Here is a 17,583-nt window from a genome sequence, read left to right as displayed (position 1 = left end):
TTACAGTGTATCCTCTTTACCGTCATTAAAAATTCATAAATCTTTTCCCAAGCATTTCCATTTATGTGATAATGCATTTTGCAATCCTTTGTTGTTTTTCTCAAATATATTTCAAACCAAGGATTGCAACCTTGCAAATCATTTTTTAATTAAATCAACTTAATTTCACATCTTGTAGTTTTTTTGGTTCACAGAACCTTGTATATTGCACTTCCCACTGCGTATTATTCAGCTGGTCATCTCCTGGAGGACGCAGGGTATCGGTGATATGCTCAACAACCAAATCCAGTTTTTGTGTTGGCAGCACCTTTGTCACTTTGCAATTAAAATATGTATAATCTGGCACACTCCATTTACGTGCATTTTCTTGTAAGTATGAACATACTTGTTGATGTGTTATAAAAGATCTACTTTCTGCATAGGGTTTACTTTGGTTAAAAAAAATCATAATCTCTTTAGGCAGATTCGTTGCTAAACTTTTATATAACACACCCTCATCTGTCTCATGGTAATTCCAAAGTCCTGCTGTGCAGGGCTTTTTCTCAAAAACGGTAACGGCAAACCCTTGATCTTTTAAAATCTTTGCCGTAATCAGTCCAGAAGCCCCTGCACCAATCACAGCCACCGTTTTCTCTATCTGAAAATTATTGATTTTTCTCATATGGTTTTTACTGCTGATATACTGACGAGCATCTATTTTTTCGTTACAGAAATAGCAATAACATTACTATCTTCTTTGGTCGATGGCTTTGTATGTGCATTAATTTGTTGTATCAGTCTCACTTGTTCATATTAAAGATGATGCAATCACTTTACCATAAATAACAACGTCATTATCCTTTTGAAAGCTCTTGTCCAAGTTACCATGCAAAGGCAAAAAAATTCCATTTGCATTGATGTCCAAATACCTGCACAACATATTACCTGAATTTGTAGAAATAAAATAAGTTTCTCCACTTTCTAATAGTGCATCTTGCTGTATGTAGAGAAACGTACCTACCATATAAGCTGGTGACAACATATTGCTTGTTAATGTAACAATAAAATCAACCAGCGCATACTCTACCTTCTTTGTCACCACGTATTTAAGCACCTCGCTTTTAGGATAAGTCTCTATCGGATATACAGGTAAGCTTTTTAAACCAATTTTGCTCTTTTGTTCTTCATCAATTGAAAAAAGATATGTTATAGGGACACCAAAAAAAGAAGCAAGTTTATTAAGACTAAAAACCGTTGGGTTTCCTTCTCCTCGCCTTAGCTTTCGCAAACCGGCCTCAGACATGCCTGTATACAGCGCAATTTTGCTTATTTCTACTTTTTTAAGCGCAAGCAAATCATTAAACTTTCTTGAAATCGTCGCAATTACATCTTCATCTGACGCAAAGTTTTCTAAAAAAACGGTTTCCCTACTTAAGCTCATTATTATAATTTTGAAAATATAGTACTCAGCATGGGCACAGTCTATCATGGAAGATTTCAAATGAAAAGCGTTAGATTGCACTTGCAATTCACCGAGTTACATCAAACTAAAAAGCTATCTTATTCTATCATCATTTGACATTATGCTTAATGACACAGTCTTAAACACTCAATTCCATAGCGCTGAACATTAATGTTATATACGTCAAACACATAGCCACCCCTTCATTGATAATAAAAAGCGCATCTAGTGACCACTAAAAACACAACCTGGCAAAAAATTAATTTAAATCCAATTATTTTCAATTAATTTGCATAAACCCCATTGTAAAAATTGCTGTTATTTACTAAGCTTTCAACTGTTCCTCGCCGTACTTCCATATGCTCCCCTTAGTTTCTGGCGAGGAGCACCTTAATTCTTGAACCTTCCTTATCTACTTTTTTCTATTTTTCGTCCATCAATTTGCTTGATTTTCTGTGATGTTTCTACACACTTGCGTTACAATAACGCCAGCATTTTTGATATAAATTAATACAAGTTAAATAAAAATTAAAAAGGAAATTAAGATGAATCAGACCTTTTATCAGCATTTAAACAATGAAATCCAGGCGATTAAAGATGCAGGCACATATAAGGGTGAGCGCATTATCAACTCACCACAGTCCTCGGATATTACACTTCAAAACGGCGCGCACGTTATCAATTTTTGCGCGAATAACTACCTTGGTTTAGCCGATAACTCAAAGCTCATTGAAACGGCTAAAAAAGCGCTGGATCAATATGGCTATGGTGCAGCCTCTGTGCGTTTTATCTGTGGCACGCAAACACCACATCGGCAATTAGAAAATCTTATAAGTGAATACTTACAGATGGATGAAACAATCGTTTTCCCTTCTTGTTTTGACGCCAATGGTGGTGTGTTTGAATCGATTCTTACCCAGGAAGATGCCATTATCAGCGACCAGTTAAACCACGCCAGCATTATCGATGGGATTCGATTATGCAAGGCGATGCGCTTTCGCTATAAAAATAATGATATGGCAGATCTGGAAACACAATTAAAGACAGCTGATGAAAAAGGCGCGCGCTTTAAGCTTATCGTTACCGATGGTGTCTTCTCAATGGACGGTATTATTGCAAATCTTCAAAGTGTTTGTGAGCTCGCTGACAAATACAATGCCCTTGTTATGGTTGATGATTCACATGCAACGGGTTTTATCGGCGAGAAAGGCCGCGGCACACCAGATTTTTGTGGTGTTGGCAAGCGAGTTGATATTATCACTAGCACACTAGGTAAAGCATTAGGTGGTGCTTCAGGTGGGTTTGTTGCCGCAAGAGCACCAATTGCTGAGATGTTAAAACAAAAGGCGCGTCCTTATTTATTTTCAAATTCATTAGCACCAATGATTGCTGCGACTTCTATACAAGCGATTAAGATTGCTATCGATTCTGATACGCGCCGTATGCAATTACAAAAAAACCAGCAACAGTTCAGATCAGAAATGACTAAGGCGGGATTTGACTTAATTCCTGGAGAGCACCCTATTATCCCAGTAATGCTTTATGATGAGAAAAAAGCTGCCACAATGGCTGATAAATTATTACAAAAGGGAATTTATGTCATTGCCTTTTCATATCCTGTTGTACCAAAGGGGCTGGCGAGAATCCGTACACAAATGTCAGCAGCGCACACAGCTGAGCAAATTGATAAAACGGTTGCCGCCTTTATTGAGGTTGGCAAAGAAATGGGTGTGATTTAACATGACAAAGATGAAGGCTTTATCTAAATTAAAAGCAGAACCAGGTATCTGGATGACTGAGCTTGATCTCCCACAAGTTGGCCATAATGATGTCTTGATCAAGGTTAAAAAAACAGCTATCTGTGGCACCGATTTGCATATTTATTTATGGGATCAGTGGTCACAGCAAACCATTCCCGTGCCAATGGCAGTTGGGCATGAATTTGTTGGCGAGATAGTCGAGACCGGCTGTGAAGTCAAAGGTTTTAAACCAGGTGACCGTGTCTCTGGTGAGGGCCATATTACCTGTGGATTTTGTCGAAATTGCCGTGCAGGAAGACGCCACTTATGCCGAAATACCGTTGGTGTTGGTGTAAATCGCCAAGGCGCGTTTGCCGAGTATTTAAGCATTCCCGCTGAAAATGTATTTAAAGTACCTGATTATGTCAGTGATGATATCGCCAGCATTTTTGATCCGTTTGGTAATGCTGTACATACTGCATTATCTTTTAATTTAATCGGCGAAGATGTACTGATCACCGGCGCCGGCCCCATTGGTATTATGGCTGTTGCCATTGCCAGACATGTGGGTGCGAAACATATCATGATCACCGATGTTAATGACTACCGTTTAAACCTTGCCAAACAAATGGGTGCCGATATCGCATTAAATGTTAAAGATTGTCCTGACGCCAAAGCACAATCTGCCTTGATTCAGGCAAACATGAAAAAACTTGGCATGGAAGAGGGTTTTGATGTTGGCATGGAGATGTCTGGCAATCCAACCGCAATTGCTGATATGATCAAGACGATGAATAATGGTGGCAGTATTGCCATGCTTGGTATTGCAAATGGTAATATTTCGGTTGATTGGAATAATATCGTCTTTAAGGGACTACATCTTAAAGGTATTTATGGTCGCGAAATATATGAAACCTGGTATAAAATGGCCAGCATGGTTGGCAGTGGTTTGGATGTCTCCCCTGTCATTACGCATCACTTTGATATTGATGATTATCTTAAAGGTTTTGAATTAATGAAAACTGGTCAATGCGGTAAGGTGATTTTAAACTGGGTGTAATCCCATTTGCAAACTATCAAAATGCATCATATCGCTTTACCCATAAAAGAAAGAATCCCCCTTTTGCGCTGTTTGCATCCACTGCAAAAATGCATCTACATTATGCTCACCTTCTTTGGGTGCCCACTGTGCAAAATCCTTTTCAGGTGTTGGTTCAAATGGTCCGGGTTTTACTTCAAAAAATGCGGCCACCTCTGTCACAGGATAAAGTGTATGCCAGGTATTTGCTGGCATTTCAAACGCACAAACCTCACCTTCTGGCGATAGGATAAATGTATCAACAACACCCCCATCATCATTAAAAATCAAAACACAAATTTCCCCTTTTAATGCTAAAATTAACTCCCATTTTTGTTGATGGCGGTGTGGACGGATATACGTGCCCTTAGACAGACTAATACAAAGCCGATTTACCGGATCGCTTAACTGTTCATGCAGATTGTAATGGCTGCGTTTCCTGTTACTTTTTGCTGCTTGTTGCTGTAAATCCTGCAATAAAGCATTATCTAATTTTTTAATCACCTTATCCCTCTACTTATTACACGATATCTTGCAAAATATCCTTGGCACCTTTTTGAATCATTTGATCTGCCAAAGCTTTGCCAAGTTTAACGGGATCACTGCCACGAAGGCTTTGTCTTAATACACGTTGACCGTTGCTTGTCGCAACCATTGCTTCTAAATGAAGAATACCTTCACTATCTTTTTCTGCAAAAGCTGCAATTGGTGCATGACAGCCACCTTGTAAGGCCTCATTAAAACTTCGCTCGGCCATCGCACAAGCCAAGCTATTTGGATTATTTAAACCATTTAACAGCTGTCTTAATGGATCATTCTGTGCGAATACTTCGGCCACAACAATACCCTGACCAACAGCCGGCAGACAAATCTCTTTTGGCAATACTTGCTGTATTCTTTTATCTAATCCCAGGCGGATAAGACCAGCTGCCGCTAAGATAACAGCATCATATTCCCCTTGATCTAATTTTTTAAGCCGCGTGTTGACATTACCGCGCAAGTCTTTAACGATCAAATCTGGTCGATGCGCTAGTATCTGCGCCTTACGCCGCAGACTTGATGTACCAATAACAGATGCTTTTGGCAAATCATCCAGCTGTTGATAATGATTGCTGACAAATGCATCATAGGGATTCTCACGCGTAAAGAACCCTGCTAAAACAAACCCGTCTGGCAGTTCATATGGCACATCTTTTAGTGAATGAACAGCTAAATGCGCCTGTCCTTGTTCAATAGCAATTTCAAGCTCTTTCATAAATAAAGCCTTGCCACCAACTTTGTTTAAGGGTTTATCTAAAATAATATCCCCTTTGGTTTTCATCGTTAAAATCTGACAATCTTGTCCTGTTTGTTTTTGAATCAACCCTTGCACATAACGGCTTTGCCACAAAGCCAATTGGCTTTCACGACTGGCGATGATGATTGTATTTTTCATTGGTTTGGCGCAACTTGATGTTGTTGGATAAAATCGCTGATCATTTGAATTTCTTCCATACAAACACTATGCTCCATTGGATACTGATGCCATTGCACCTTAAAGCCTTCTTGTGCTAGTGTCTCTTTTAGCAGCAAACCTGCTTTTATTGGCACAACATGATCAAACTGGCCATGGGCAATGACAAAATCTGTGTATTTATTTGCATTGGTTTTTTTTGTTATAAAGTAATCCCAATCCGGCAGATACGTCGATAATAAAATAACCCCAGCAAATGTATACGGTAATGTTAATGCGCTTATTGCAGCAACAGCACCACCTTGTGAAAACCCGGCTAAGATAATATTTTTACTGTCAATGCCTTTAGCAATTTGTGCCTGTACGATTTGATCAATACGTCTAACTGAGTCTTCAATACCTTGGGTATCAACATCACGCTTGATATCATCCATGCGTTTGATGTCATACCATGCACGCATCTGTATACCCATGTTAATCGTAACTGGCTGGATTGGCGCATGTGGGAAAATAAAACGCACACCATGGCAATCTGATAAATTTAACTGTGGTACAACAGCCTCAAAATCATGTCCATCTGCACCTAAGCCGTGAAGCCATATCACACAGGATTTGGCTTGTGATTTTGGTTCAATAATAACACTATCTTGCATTTGCTTTTCTCTTTGAGATATAAAAAATATCCCTATTATGAAATACATTAAACTTGAATGCCAGCAACATTCATGGCAAATTATGTACAGTTAAACAAAAAGGAGCAAAATATGTTCGCGTTAATCGTTATTATCGTGATTGTTGCATTGATTTTCGGTTATGTGTTAATGACTTACAATAGTCTTATTGCTGAAATTGAGGCGGTAAACAACTCAGAAAAACAAATCGATGTGCAACTGGATCGACGTGCAAAAGTTTTTGATTCATTAATCAATGTCGTCAGAAAGTATATGGATTATGAAAAAACCGTACTCAAAGATGTCACTGACTTACGAACCCAAGCCAATAAAGCAAAGGTGCAAGGCGATGTCCAAACACGCATGGCGGCTGAAAATGAAATCTCTAAAATCGCCGGTGGCATTAATGTTCAATTTGAAAATTATCCCGATTTAAAAGCCAACCAGAATGTAATGCAATTGCAAGAAGAGATTACTTCAACAGAAAATAAACTTGCCTTTGCCAAGCAAGCATTTAACGATGGGATTGAGAAATATAATGCCCATAAAAAGTCAATGATTGCCAGCATGGTTGTCGGTTTATTTAAGAGCAAACTTGATAAGGACTTTATCTACTGGCAAGTAAGCGATGAAAAAAGGCAGTCGCTTGAAGATGCACGTGTTGAGCTTTAACAGGCAATATGATGTTAGATATCAACAGTGTTGACTGGCGTGAAGTTGTCAAAAAAAATACGCGAAAATCATATATTGTTATCGCCCTTTTTTTGATTATTTTCTTTGCCTTAGGCTTTTTTATCGACCTTATCTGGCGCTATGGCCAGTTAAGCAGTTTCTATCCGCAATATAATATTTCTCTAAGCGCGGTTGCTCATGCGCTTATAAGCTTTCAAATCACGCCTTGGGCGGTGATTATTTCAACGGGGCTTGCATTAATCTGGCTATTATTGACATTTAGCTATTACGATAAAATCATGCTTGCCGGAACCCAATATCGTGAAATTCAACCCAATGACCCAGATCCGCTTTGCCAGAGAATTTATAATATTGTTGAGGAAATGAAAATCGCGGCAAATATGCCCTATATGCCTAAGGTTTACTTAATTGAAGCAAACTATATGAATGCTTTTGCGTCAGGGTTTTCAGAGAAATCATCGATGGTAGCGGTAACTCGCACACTGGCTGAGCGATTAAGTCGAGATGAGCTTCAAGCTGTAATGGCACATGAGTTAACCCATATTCGAAACCAGGATATAAAGTTGAATCTTTTTACCGTTGTACTATCGAATATGCTGATGTTTATGATCGAATTCTTATTCTGGTCAGTCTTATTCAGCGGTGGTAACCGTAGTCGTCGCGAGGGAAATAATAATGTCATGGCAATCATTTTTATGGTCGTGATGCTGCTGCGCTTTATCTTACCAATTATAACTGGCCTTATGATGCTGTTTTTAAGCCGAACACGTGAATATATGGCCGATGCCGGTGCCGTTGAGCTTATGCGTGATAACAGGCCCATGGCAAATGCCTTGATCAAGATTAGCAATAATCACCAGGATCCACAAACAGCACAAGCCTATCGCCAAACAGCAAATGAGCGCATGCGCCGGGCATCTTATCTTTATGATCCTGCCAGCGCTAAATTTTCAGGCAATGGTGTTGATGATCTTTTCTCTACGCACCCAAGTCTAAAAAAGCGCTTAAAATCTATCGGTGCATCGATTCGGGATTGATTAGTCCTTTGATGCATTTTCTTTATTATTACCAAGCCATTGATATCGATCTCTTGATTCTGATATTGCCTCAATAATTTCATTTTTATCTACCGATTTTAAATTTATACCCTTTACCTTATCAAAAGGTGAAGAAGTTTTTTTACTCGGCATGATGGTGAATTCATCACCTTTCTTATTGTACACCCCATCTTTTTTTGCCCTTTTAAGCGCTTCTGCCAAATGTGCCCGAAATTCTGTCGTAATATATGCTTTCATTTAATGCACCCATATTGTTTTTATCCCATCTTTTTCTGATACCTCTGCCAAACGCTTATCAAGCGTTGTGAGTGTCGCTTTTTGTGCTTTAGCACATTGCATCATATAAGCGTCATATGTACAGAAAAAATTTGAACCTATGAATACCAAACTTTAGTTTATGATGCTGATAAAAAATTATTATTTCTTACTATCATTTCCCCATCTTATACTGATCTACGATAACATAAAGCGCTAAAAATATCATTTTATGTTATCAGTCGTATATATTTCAATCACAAAAGGAGAAAAATATGAAATTAAAAGGATATGCACTAGGGTTTGCATTAGTATCATTAATAAATTTTGCGCATGCTAACACATACTTTACTCTTAATAACAACCTATCAACTCCTGTTACATTACATGTATCAGAGTATTGTGTTTCTAATGCCACCCCTCCATTTGCTGATGGCGGAAGCATTAATATTACTTTTAAAAAAACTTTTCAGTATAATTGGGCTTCCAGACGTTACTGCCCAGGTGTCAATGGCTGGCTGAAGGTATCTTTAGAATATAAAGGTGGAAAAACTTTAAGTATATTTAATGATTATGAGAGTAGTTCATATAAGTATGAAAACATAGGCACATCTGAAACACTATGGTCTTACGATAAATCAAAAAGCATTCATTTTGTATTAAGCAAAGCTACAGGAGATAATAATTACACCGTAACAGTCAATCCTATATAAATAGCTGACCTATTGAGTAGCAGCTGTTATAGTCTAACAAACAATTTAAGCTACAAAATTTCTGAAAGTGTATAACTTCACAAATTAACATTTGCAGTTTGCTGCTAATAGTGATAGGTTAATCCTAACAAGTGTCAATTATGTAGGACAAAGTAATGCGAGAAAGTCGCTACAACTGTTTAGATTTCAATCAGATTATACTAACTGACTTACTTGCTATTGCCCTACGACTGCTCCGCCTGTAGGCGGTATCTTATTTATTTCCCAATTTTCCTCTTTCTATGCTTTTAATAAGACAGCATAGTAATTGCTTATATACAACCGACTAACCTTTGGAGAAAAAAGTGTCTGGAGAACAACAATATATTTGGCAAAATGGCGCCCTCAAACCAAGAGATCAAGCCGTTACACACGTAATGTCACATGGCCTTCATTATGGAACAGGTGTCTTTGAAGGTATTCGTGCCTATAAAACAAAAAAAGGTACAGCCATTTTGCAACTAAAAGCACATATGGATCGTTTTCTGTATTCCATGAATGCCATTGGCATGCAATCCCCTTATAGTGTTGATGAACTTTGTCAGGCAGTGATTGAGACCATACAAAAAAATCAACATCAATCCTGCTATATCCGCCCATTGGCCTATTATGGTGATGCAGGCAGTGTTCGTGTATTGCCACAAGATAATCATCCAATCGATATTATTATTGCCTGCTTACCCATGGGACGCTACCTTGATGCTGACAGTGTTGATGTGATGACCAGCCAATATATTCGTATACATCCTAAATCAACCATCTGTGATGCCAAGATTTCAGGACATTATATCAACAGTATGTTAGCAACCATGGCTTGTCAAGGCACACATTATCATGAAGCGCTTTTATTAGATGCTGATGGATTTGTTGCAGAAGGTGCCGCGCAAAATATTTTTATCGTTAAAGATGGAAAGCTTATCACCACACCACTTGGAACAATATTAGATGGTATTACTCGCCGCCTTGTTATCGATATTGCGCAAAAGCTTGATATCCCAGTGGTTGAGCAATATTTCACCCCCGATGAGGTTATTAAAGCTGATGAGGCATTTTTTAGTGGGACGGCAGCAGAGATTACACCGATTAAAAGCCTGGATGATCAACAGATTAATCAACATGGTAAAGTCGGTGCTATTACAAAAGATATCATGCAGTATTTCAATAAAATCACAAATGGTGATATTGATCATGGCTTTATGACCTATATCAGCCAGGAAGTTATTGCATCATAAAACAATATAAATAAATAGGAGGAAGGACAATGCATGCGAAAAAAATTTTTATTTTTGATACGACCTTACGCGATGGGCAACAATCCCCAGGTGCGGGAATGCGTTTTGAGGATAATATCCGCTATGCAGATTATGCGGATAAATTAAATATTGATGTATTAGAAGCAGGCTTTCCTTCGGCAAGCCAAACAGATTTTAAAATCGTCAATTTTATTGCTGAACGTATGGCAAAAAAAGGTTCAAACATGACGATTGCCGGATTATGTCAGCTGCGAGAAGCACAAGTGATTAAAACTATGCAGGCACTTGAGCCTGCTTTGGCAGCCAAAAAGGCTCGCGTTCATGTCTATTTACCCGTAGACCCAAACCTTGCTCAGGCGAGTTTAGGCCGTAAAAATGACCAAGATAATAATATTGCTGAAGTCTATCGCTTGATAAAAATAGCAACTGATAAGGGCTTTGAAGTCGAATTCAGTGCTGAAGGCTATTCGCGCTTGGGCGATGGCTTTGATTATGTCACAGAATTATTTAAATCTGCAGTGCATGCCGGTGCAAGTGTTATTAACTGTCCAGACACAATCGGTGGCGCTTGTGCACGTGAAGGCGATCATTATTTTGTGCATAACATGAACAAACATGCCAAAATTATTCACGACACCTTCCCGGATAAAGATATTATCTGGTCGGCACACTGTCACAATGATTTTGGCTTGGCATTGGAGAATTCAATGAATGCTGTTTTTGCTGGCCCTGCCCGTCAAATTGAAGCCTGTATCAATGGTGTAGGTGAAAGAGCAGGAAATGCCGCCCTTGAGCAATGTGTCATGTATATCGATGCCTTTGGGAATCAGCCAGAAGCACATTATTATACTGATATTAATATTGAAGGCCTAAAAGAGGTTTCTGATTTTATTGCAAAGAAAATGCTGCCCAAACAGCCTCACTCGCCGATTGTTGGACTTAATGCAACACGACATACCTCAGGTGGACACACCAACGCCATCTTGAAAAATCCGCTGGCTTATCAACCATTTGATCCAAAATCCATTGGCAGTGAAGTCTCTTTTGTCTTTGGCCCTTTATCAGGTGGCAATCATGCCAAGAAAATCATTGAAGAATTTGGCTATGTTTGTCATGAAAACGAAAAAGCACAGATTGCGCAGCAAATTAAAGATTATTATCATGATCGGCGCAAAGGCATCACTGATCTTGAACTACTTAAAGCTTATAAGCATATTCGCGCACCGATTAAACCTGACAATATTGCTTATGGGAAATCTGAGCAGGGAAATACTTACATCCATATTAAAGGACAATTTTTTGAAAAAGATAACATACATGTGGATATATCAGGGAAAAACTCAGCCTTAGCCGCACTTGTTGAAGCAACAAAAGCCTATTTCCCCGGGATTGAAGTTAAAGATTATTATGCAAAGTCTTTAACAGAATCTGGCATCGACTCAAATGCACAGGCGACGATTGTGATTACTGCCGATGGCCAAGGTGAATACAAAGGTATTGCAAAAGACAGTGATATTGAGGTCTCGGCTTTAAAGGCATTTATTGAGGCCATTAATCAGATGTATGTTGAAAAGCATTATCGGATCGAAACGCGAACTGCACAGACACAGGAGAATGCTTATGCCTAAAAACATTATTGATAAAATATGGGATAAGCATGTTGTTGAGAGTAAAAAAGGGTTTCCTGATATATTATATATCGATCGAATGTTAATGCATGAAGTCACCTCAGCACAAGCTTTTGATAAGCTTCGTAGGTTGAATTTGCCTATTAATGATAAAAGTTCTCTTTTAGCGACGGTTGACCATAGTATCTCAACCTCACCAATTGACCGAACTAAAATGTATGATAAGCAAGCCAAAGCGCAGGTAGAAACACTACGCAAAAATGTCAAAGACTTTGATATTGACTTTTATGATTTTGATAGCCAATATCAAGGTATTGTACATGTGATTGGCCCAGAGCTTGGCTTCACGCTTCCTGGACAAACCATGGTTTGTGGTGATTCTCATACGGCAACACATGGTGCTTTTGGCACACTTGCTTTTGGTGTTGGTACCTCTGAGGTAGGACATGTACTAGCCACAAACTGTATTTTGCAATATCGTCCTAAAACGATGAAGGTTCACTTTTCTGGCACACCCGGTAAATATGCCACAGCAAAAGACATCATTATGAAGCTTATTGCAACGATTGGCATTGGTGGTGCTGCTGGATATGTTATTGAATACACAGGAAAAGTCATTGAATCAATGTCGATAGAAGCCCGCATGACACTTTGTAATATGTCAATTGAGTGTGGTGCACGTGCAGGCCTTATTGCACCAGATCAAATTACCTTTGATTATCTTAAAGGGAAAAAATATGCCCCTAAGGAGAAAAATTGGCATGAGGCGATTAAGCAATGGCAAACCCTAAAAACAGACGAGGGGGCCTCTTTTGATAAAGAAATCATCATTGAAATCGACAACTTACAACCAATGGTTACTTGGGGCATAAACCCACAGCATGCCATTGAGATCAATCAAAGTGTGCCAACGTTACAACAAATTCCAAACGCACAGCAAAAGCTTGTTGAACAGGCTTATCAATACACTCAATTCTTACCTGGTGAGCCTGTTGCTGGTAAACCGATTCAATGGGCATTTGTTGGAAGTTGCACCAATGGGAGAATTGAGGATTTACGCCGTGCGGCTCACGTGCTTAAAAACAGGCATATTGCTGATCACGTTACAATGTATGTTGTGCCAGGTTCTGAAGGTGTACGTAAGCAGGCAATCGATGAAGGATTAGATAAAATTTTCATTCAGGCTGGTGCTCAGTTTCGTATGCCTGGCTGTTCGATGTGCCTTGCTATGAATGATGATAAAGTCCCTCAAGGCGCACGTTGTATCAGCACATCAAATCGCAACTTTATTGGCAGGCAAGGAACCGGCAGCATTACGCATTTAGCCTCGCCTGAAACCGTTGCTGCCAGTGCAATTAAAGGACAGATATGCAGCTATCAAATGTTACTTGAGGAGGTTTGTTATGAAACCATTTAAAACAATTACGGCTAAAGCTATTCCAATGTGGGTTGGCGACATCGACACTGATATGATTATCCCGGCGCAATTTCTAACACAAACAACAACTAATGGTTATGGTGAAAATCTGTTTAAACGCTTAAAAGAAGCCGATCCAGAATTTGTCTTCAATCAACTTTGTTTTAAAGATGCACGTATCTTACTTGCCGGTAGCAATTTTGGCTGTGGTTCATCAAGAGAGCATGCAGTCTGGGCATTACAACAAGCAGGTATTGATGTGATTATTGCGCCGTCATTCTCAGATATTTTCTTTAATAATGCGGCTAAAAATGGCTTGTTATTAATTGAACTTCCTGCTGATATTACCCAGACCCTTTGTGAGCATGCACGACAAGGCATGCTGGATCTCACCGTTGATCTTGAAAACAACACCGTGACTGACTCAAGACAGGCGTATTTATTTGATTATGATCCATTTCGCCGTGAATGTTTGTTAAAAGGGCAAGATGATATGGCTTATCTATTAGCGCACAAAGATAAAATTTGTGCCTTTGAACAACAACGTTTAAGGAGCGCATAAAATGAAAAAAATAATTGCTGTTTTACCTGGCGATGGGATTGGCCCAGAGGTCATGTCAGCATCATTAGAAGTGCTTGAAACCATTAATGAACGATATAACCATCAATTTATCTTTCAACATGCAGCCATCGGTGGTGCTGCATTTGATATATATGGCAAACATTGTCCTCATGAAACACTTGAAATTTGCCAGCAGTCAGATGCTATCTTATTTGGCTGTGTTGGTGGACCAGTTGATGCACAAGATGATCCCAAATGGCAAGGTTGTGAGGCCAACAGTATTTTAGCTTTACGAAAAGCATTTAATTTTGGTGTAAATATCCGCCCGATTAAGATGTTTAATGCCTTACAAGAAAATAGCCCACTTAAAAACAATCGAATTGGGCAAGGTGCGGACATAGAAATATTTCGCGAGCTTTCTGGTGATATTTATTTTGGTGAGCATCGTCGTTTTGAAGATGAAAATGGTGTGAAACATGCCAGTGATACGGCTGAATATGATGAAAATACCATTGCGCATATTGTCGAGAAAGCCTTTATCGGCGCGCAAAAGAGAAATAAAGTGCTCACTTCCGTTGATAAAGCCAATGTATTAGATACTTCCCGCTTATGGCGTGAGGTTGTAAAAGCACAGGAAAAAAACTTCCCCGATGTCAAAGTCAATCATATGTATGTCGATAACTGCGCTATGCAACTTGTTTTAAATCCAGCGCAATTTGATGTGATTGTCACGGCTAATTTATTTGGTGATATCTTATCAGATCTGGCCTCTGTTTTACCTGGCTCCATTGGGCTTATCCCTTCTGCTAGTTTAAATAAACAAGGCTTTGGTCTCTATGAACCAGCCGGTGGCTCTGCTTTTGATATCCAAGGCAAAAATGTTGCCAATCCAATTGCACAGATTCTCTCAGCAAGCTTGATGCTTTCTTACTCTTTTGGCCTGCACCAGGAGGCCAAAGCAATTCAGGATGCCATTGAGGCTGTGCTAAAAAAAGGCGTCAAAACAGCTGATCTTTGCACAGTCGATGAAACACCAGTAACAACCACACAAATAACACAGGCAATCGTTCAAGAAATAAAGGCCATTTGTATCGCGTAAAACTTACTGAAATTTTGGCTGAGCAATAGTTTTCAGATTATACAAACAAACCATAAAGTTATATACCACAAGCATATGCTTAATCTATAATGAAAATCATTTCATCATAAAGTAATTACCATGCTGACATTTATCTTATTAATTATTCTTATCGCACTTGCTGGTGGTGTTATTTCCGGACTGTTTGGTGGCGGCTCTGGTATTATTTTTGTACCTGGATTTTTTGCTGTTCTGTCTTATTACTATCCCCACAATGATCACTTGATGCAGGTCGCTATTTCCACTTGCTTTGCCTCAAGCATTTTCATTGGCCTTTTTGCTTCCAAAAAGCAGATTAAATACGGTCATGTCCAGTCAACACCACTTAAGGCAACATTTGTATATATTTTAATTGGTGCCATCATTGGTGTTTATTTAATGACGCTGATTCCAAGTGCAAAGCTTAAACTATTTTTTGCAATTGTTCTTTTTTTAATTGCGGCATGGATGATTAAACGCTTATTCTCGCCCACAAAACAAGCAAATGTTGGTCAATTACAAAAAATCTTGTTAGCAGGTATTGCTGGGCTTTGCACAATGTTATCTGGAGTATCTGCATTTTTTGTGCCTTTTTTTATTCGCTATGGCTTGGCAATTAAAAATGCGATTGGTGCCTCTACGATTATTACGTTAAGCCTGTCGTTTTTGATGGGCATATTAACCATATTATTTGGGCTTTATGCGAATAATTTGCCTGCGTATAACTTAGGCTACCTAAACTTAAGCATCTTTTTAACTGCAATTATTCCAAGCATCATCGGAGCAATTATTGGCTCCAGGCTGACTTATGTATTACCGATGAGGCCGCTGCAATACATCTATATTGCCATGGTGATTATTGTTGCAGTTATTATGATTACCTAACGCCTGATCCAAATCTTGAATAATATCATCTGCATTCTCAGCACCAACACTTAAACGAATCAGATTATCTGGAATATTTGCCAATTGTCTTCCTTTATCACCTTGTTGTTGATGTGTTGAAATTGCAGGGATTGTGGCAATCGTTTTAACACGCCCTAAATCAGTTGCACAAAAGATTAACCGAAGGTTATTGATAACTTGCTTTGCTGCCTGCACCCCATCTTTAACACGAAATGACAACAAATGCCCATAACGTTTTTCTGGTTGATTATGTAAACTATTTTTTGCCGAATCTACCAATTCAAAGTACTTTTGCGCAAGTTGATATTGAGGATAATCCAAAAGCCCTGGATAAAGCACTTGCTCTACTTTAGGGTGACCTTGGAGAAACTGGGCAACTTTTAATGTATTTTGTGAGAAAGCATCAACCCGCATACGCAGCGTTCTAAGCTCTGATAAAACCAAAAATGCCTGCATAGGAGATAGACATGCGCCATTATCACGATTAGGCAGAAGCTTTAAATGTTGACAAAAATTAGCACTGACATCATCAGGTAAAAACCTGGCTGTAATGTTTTCTTTAGCGATAATTGCACCACCAATAACGCTGCCAGAGGCTGCGATAATCTTTGATAAGGAATGAATCACAATATCAGCACCAAATTGAAAAGGGCGTATTAATGCCGGTGTTGCCAAAGTTGCATCAACAATCAAAGGAATATTGTTAGCATGTGCTAATCCTGCCAGCATTTCAATATCACACATTGCCAGACCAGGATTAGAAGGCACCTCAATATAGATAAACCGCGTATTTTCATCGATTTGTGCTGCCCAGCTTTGCATCGGCGCATCTGGAGCAACCCAGCGCACTTGACGGTTTTTTTGTGCTTGTCTGATAGAAAACTGCTGAAAGCTCCCGCCATAAATCTGGGAAGAAGACACAAAGTTAGCGTGTGGGCTGTCGGCTAATAAAGCATCAGTAACCGTAGTAATCGCGGACATGCCAGAGCTTGTTACACAGCAGCCTGCCTCAACACCACAATCATAACTTTCTAATAGTGCCAAGGTCGACTCTAAATAGTAAAGCGTTGGGTTATGGATACGTGTATAACTCCAACTGGGAATTTCATAAGCCAGTGCTGCTTGCAGCTCATCGGCATGAGAGAATCCTTGTGCCGTTGACATAAACACAGGTTCAATTACTGATCCTTGATTTGCTAAAGCTTCATTTAAATCATACACGCCATGTGTAGCAATCGTGTCAAATGATTTATTTTTAATATATGCTTTAGCCTTATCTCGATTTGTTATTTGTGTTTGTAAGCGTTGTTGGTATTCCACTATATTTCCCTATGAACAAAAGCATTTCATAATAAACTAGCCTGAATTGCGCAAGCCGACAAGTCTATTATTTGCAATTCTTTATTTACAAGCTCCAGGTTTGTGATTATAAAAGAGATTAAAATATTCGTAAACTAGGTTCTGTGAACCAAAAAAACTACAAGATGTGAAATTAAGTTGATTTAATTTAATTAAAAAATGATTTGCAAGGTTGCAATCCTTGGTTTTAAATATATTTGA

Annotated in this window: 18 protein-coding genes; 11 read left to right on the top strand and 7 right to left on the bottom strand. The window is 38.9% G+C overall.

Features of this window, described 5'->3' with window-relative positions:
• Positions 1–154: 154 nt before the first annotated feature.
• Positions 155–661: an NAD(P)-binding protein gene (locus DNK84_RS01350; protein ID WP_119342780.1), complete on the bottom strand. Its 507-nt coding sequence runs from the start codon at positions 659–661 to the stop codon at positions 155–157.
• A 126-nt stretch (positions 662–787) separates the two neighbouring features.
• A complete protein-coding gene (locus DNK84_RS01345) occupies positions 788–1,420 on the bottom strand; it encodes a helix-turn-helix domain-containing protein (protein ID WP_162902143.1) in 633 nt (210 codons plus the stop codon).
• A 566-nt stretch (positions 1,421–1,986) separates the two neighbouring features.
• Here DNK84_RS01345 and DNK84_RS01340 point away from each other — a divergent pair.
• Positions 1,987–3,180: a glycine C-acetyltransferase gene (locus tag DNK84_RS01340; protein WP_119342778.1), complete on the top strand. Its 1,194-nt coding sequence runs from the start codon at positions 1,987–1,989 to the stop codon at positions 3,178–3,180.
• 10 nt (positions 3,181–3,190) lie between these two features.
• Positions 3,191–4,240, top strand: coding sequence for an L-threonine 3-dehydrogenase (gene tdh, locus DNK84_RS01335; RefSeq protein WP_119342783.1), 1,050 nt, complete (start codon positions 3,191–3,193; stop codon positions 4,238–4,240).
• 36 nt (positions 4,241–4,276) lie between these two features.
• Here the strand turns inward: tdh and DNK84_RS01330 are convergent, their stop codons facing one another.
• Genes DNK84_RS01330 through DNK84_RS01320 form a run of 3 tightly spaced genes read right to left on the bottom strand, consistent with a single transcriptional unit; the run spans position 4,277 to position 6,364 of the window.
• Complete coding sequence (locus tag DNK84_RS01330) at positions 4,277–4,762, bottom strand: WbuC family cupin fold metalloprotein (RefSeq protein WP_208123227.1); 486 nt, start codon at positions 4,760–4,762, stop codon at positions 4,277–4,279.
• A 16-nt stretch (positions 4,763–4,778) separates the two neighbouring features.
• Positions 4,779–5,693: a hydroxymethylbilane synthase gene (hemC, locus tag DNK84_RS01325; protein ID WP_119342777.1), complete on the bottom strand. Its 915-nt coding sequence runs from the start codon at positions 5,691–5,693 to the stop codon at positions 4,779–4,781.
• Positions 5,690–6,364 carry an alpha/beta hydrolase gene (locus DNK84_RS01320; protein WP_119342776.1) on the bottom strand — a complete coding sequence of 225 codons (675 nt, stop codon included), beginning with the start codon at positions 6,362–6,364 and terminating at the stop codon, positions 5,690–5,692. Before DNK84_RS01320 ends, hemC begins: the two co-directional genes overlap by 4 nt.
• A 111-nt stretch (positions 6,365–6,475) precedes the next feature.
• Between DNK84_RS01320 and DNK84_RS01315 the strand changes: the two genes are divergently transcribed.
• Together DNK84_RS01315 and htpX are read left to right on the top strand one after the other, a co-directional pair.
• Entirely contained in the window at positions 6,476–7,054 is a 579-nt protein-coding gene (locus tag DNK84_RS01315; protein ID WP_119342781.1) for a LemA family protein, read from the top strand.
• Positions 7,055–7,065: 11 nt separating this feature from the next.
• Entirely contained in the window at positions 7,066–8,112 is a 1,047-nt protein-coding gene (htpX, locus tag DNK84_RS01310) for a zinc metalloprotease HtpX (RefSeq protein ID WP_119342775.1), read from the top strand.
• Here htpX and DNK84_RS01305 read toward each other — a convergent pair whose 3' ends face one another.
• The gene (locus DNK84_RS01305; RefSeq protein WP_119342774.1) at positions 8,113–8,370 is read right to left on the bottom strand and encodes a hypothetical protein; all 258 of its coding nucleotides are present in this window, start codon (positions 8,368–8,370) and stop codon (positions 8,113–8,115) included.
• A 293-nt stretch (positions 8,371–8,663) separates the two neighbouring features.
• On the opposite strand from DNK84_RS01305, the gene DNK84_RS01300 reads away from it, so the two are divergent.
• From DNK84_RS01300 to DNK84_RS01270, 7 genes are all read left to right on the top strand, one after another.
• Positions 8,664–9,101, top strand: a complete 438-nt coding sequence (locus DNK84_RS01300) for a hypothetical protein (RefSeq protein ID WP_119342773.1) — start codon at positions 8,664–8,666, stop codon at positions 9,099–9,101.
• 344 nt (positions 9,102–9,445) lie between these two features.
• Positions 9,446–10,372: a branched-chain amino acid transaminase gene (locus tag DNK84_RS01295; RefSeq protein ID WP_119342772.1), complete on the top strand. Its 927-nt coding sequence runs from the start codon at positions 9,446–9,448 to the stop codon at positions 10,370–10,372.
• A gap of 29 nt (positions 10,373–10,401) precedes the next feature.
• Entirely contained in the window at positions 10,402–12,021 is a 1,620-nt protein-coding gene (locus DNK84_RS01290; protein ID WP_119342771.1) for a LeuA family protein, read from the top strand.
• Positions 12,014–13,438: a 3-isopropylmalate dehydratase large subunit gene (gene leuC / locus DNK84_RS01285; RefSeq protein WP_119342770.1), complete on the top strand. Its 1,425-nt coding sequence runs from the start codon at positions 12,014–12,016 to the stop codon at positions 13,436–13,438. Before DNK84_RS01290 ends, leuC begins: the two co-directional genes overlap by 8 nt.
• On the top strand, positions 13,425–14,000 hold the full coding sequence (gene leuD, locus DNK84_RS01280; protein ID WP_119342769.1) for a 3-isopropylmalate dehydratase small subunit: 576 nt from the start codon (positions 13,425–13,427) through the stop codon (positions 13,998–14,000). The genes leuC and leuD overlap by 14 nt, the downstream gene beginning before the upstream one ends.
• A 1-nt stretch (position 14,001) precedes the next feature.
• On the top strand, positions 14,002–15,099 hold the full coding sequence (gene leuB, locus DNK84_RS01275) for a 3-isopropylmalate dehydrogenase (protein ID WP_119342768.1): 1,098 nt from the start codon (positions 14,002–14,004) through the stop codon (positions 15,097–15,099).
• A 120-nt stretch (positions 15,100–15,219) separates the two neighbouring features.
• Entirely contained in the window at positions 15,220–16,002 is a 783-nt protein-coding gene (locus DNK84_RS01270; RefSeq protein WP_119342767.1) for a sulfite exporter TauE/SafE family protein, read from the top strand.
• Here DNK84_RS01270 and DNK84_RS01265 read toward each other — a convergent pair.
• Entirely contained in the window at positions 15,931–17,343 is a 1,413-nt protein-coding gene (locus tag DNK84_RS01265) for an aminotransferase class I/II-fold pyridoxal phosphate-dependent enzyme (RefSeq protein ID WP_235826791.1), read from the bottom strand. The two genes, DNK84_RS01270 and DNK84_RS01265, sit on opposite strands and share 72 nt — an antisense overlap.
• Between the last annotated feature and the right edge of the window lie 240 nt (positions 17,344–17,583).

It is taken from the genome of Facilibium subflavum (assembly GCF_003574485.1).
Classification (GTDB): Bacteria; Pseudomonadota; Gammaproteobacteria; order Francisellales; family Francisellaceae; genus Facilibium; species Facilibium subflavum.
Note: the sequence above shows the minus strand (reverse complement) of the source record. Positions and strands in the feature narration are given on the sequence as shown.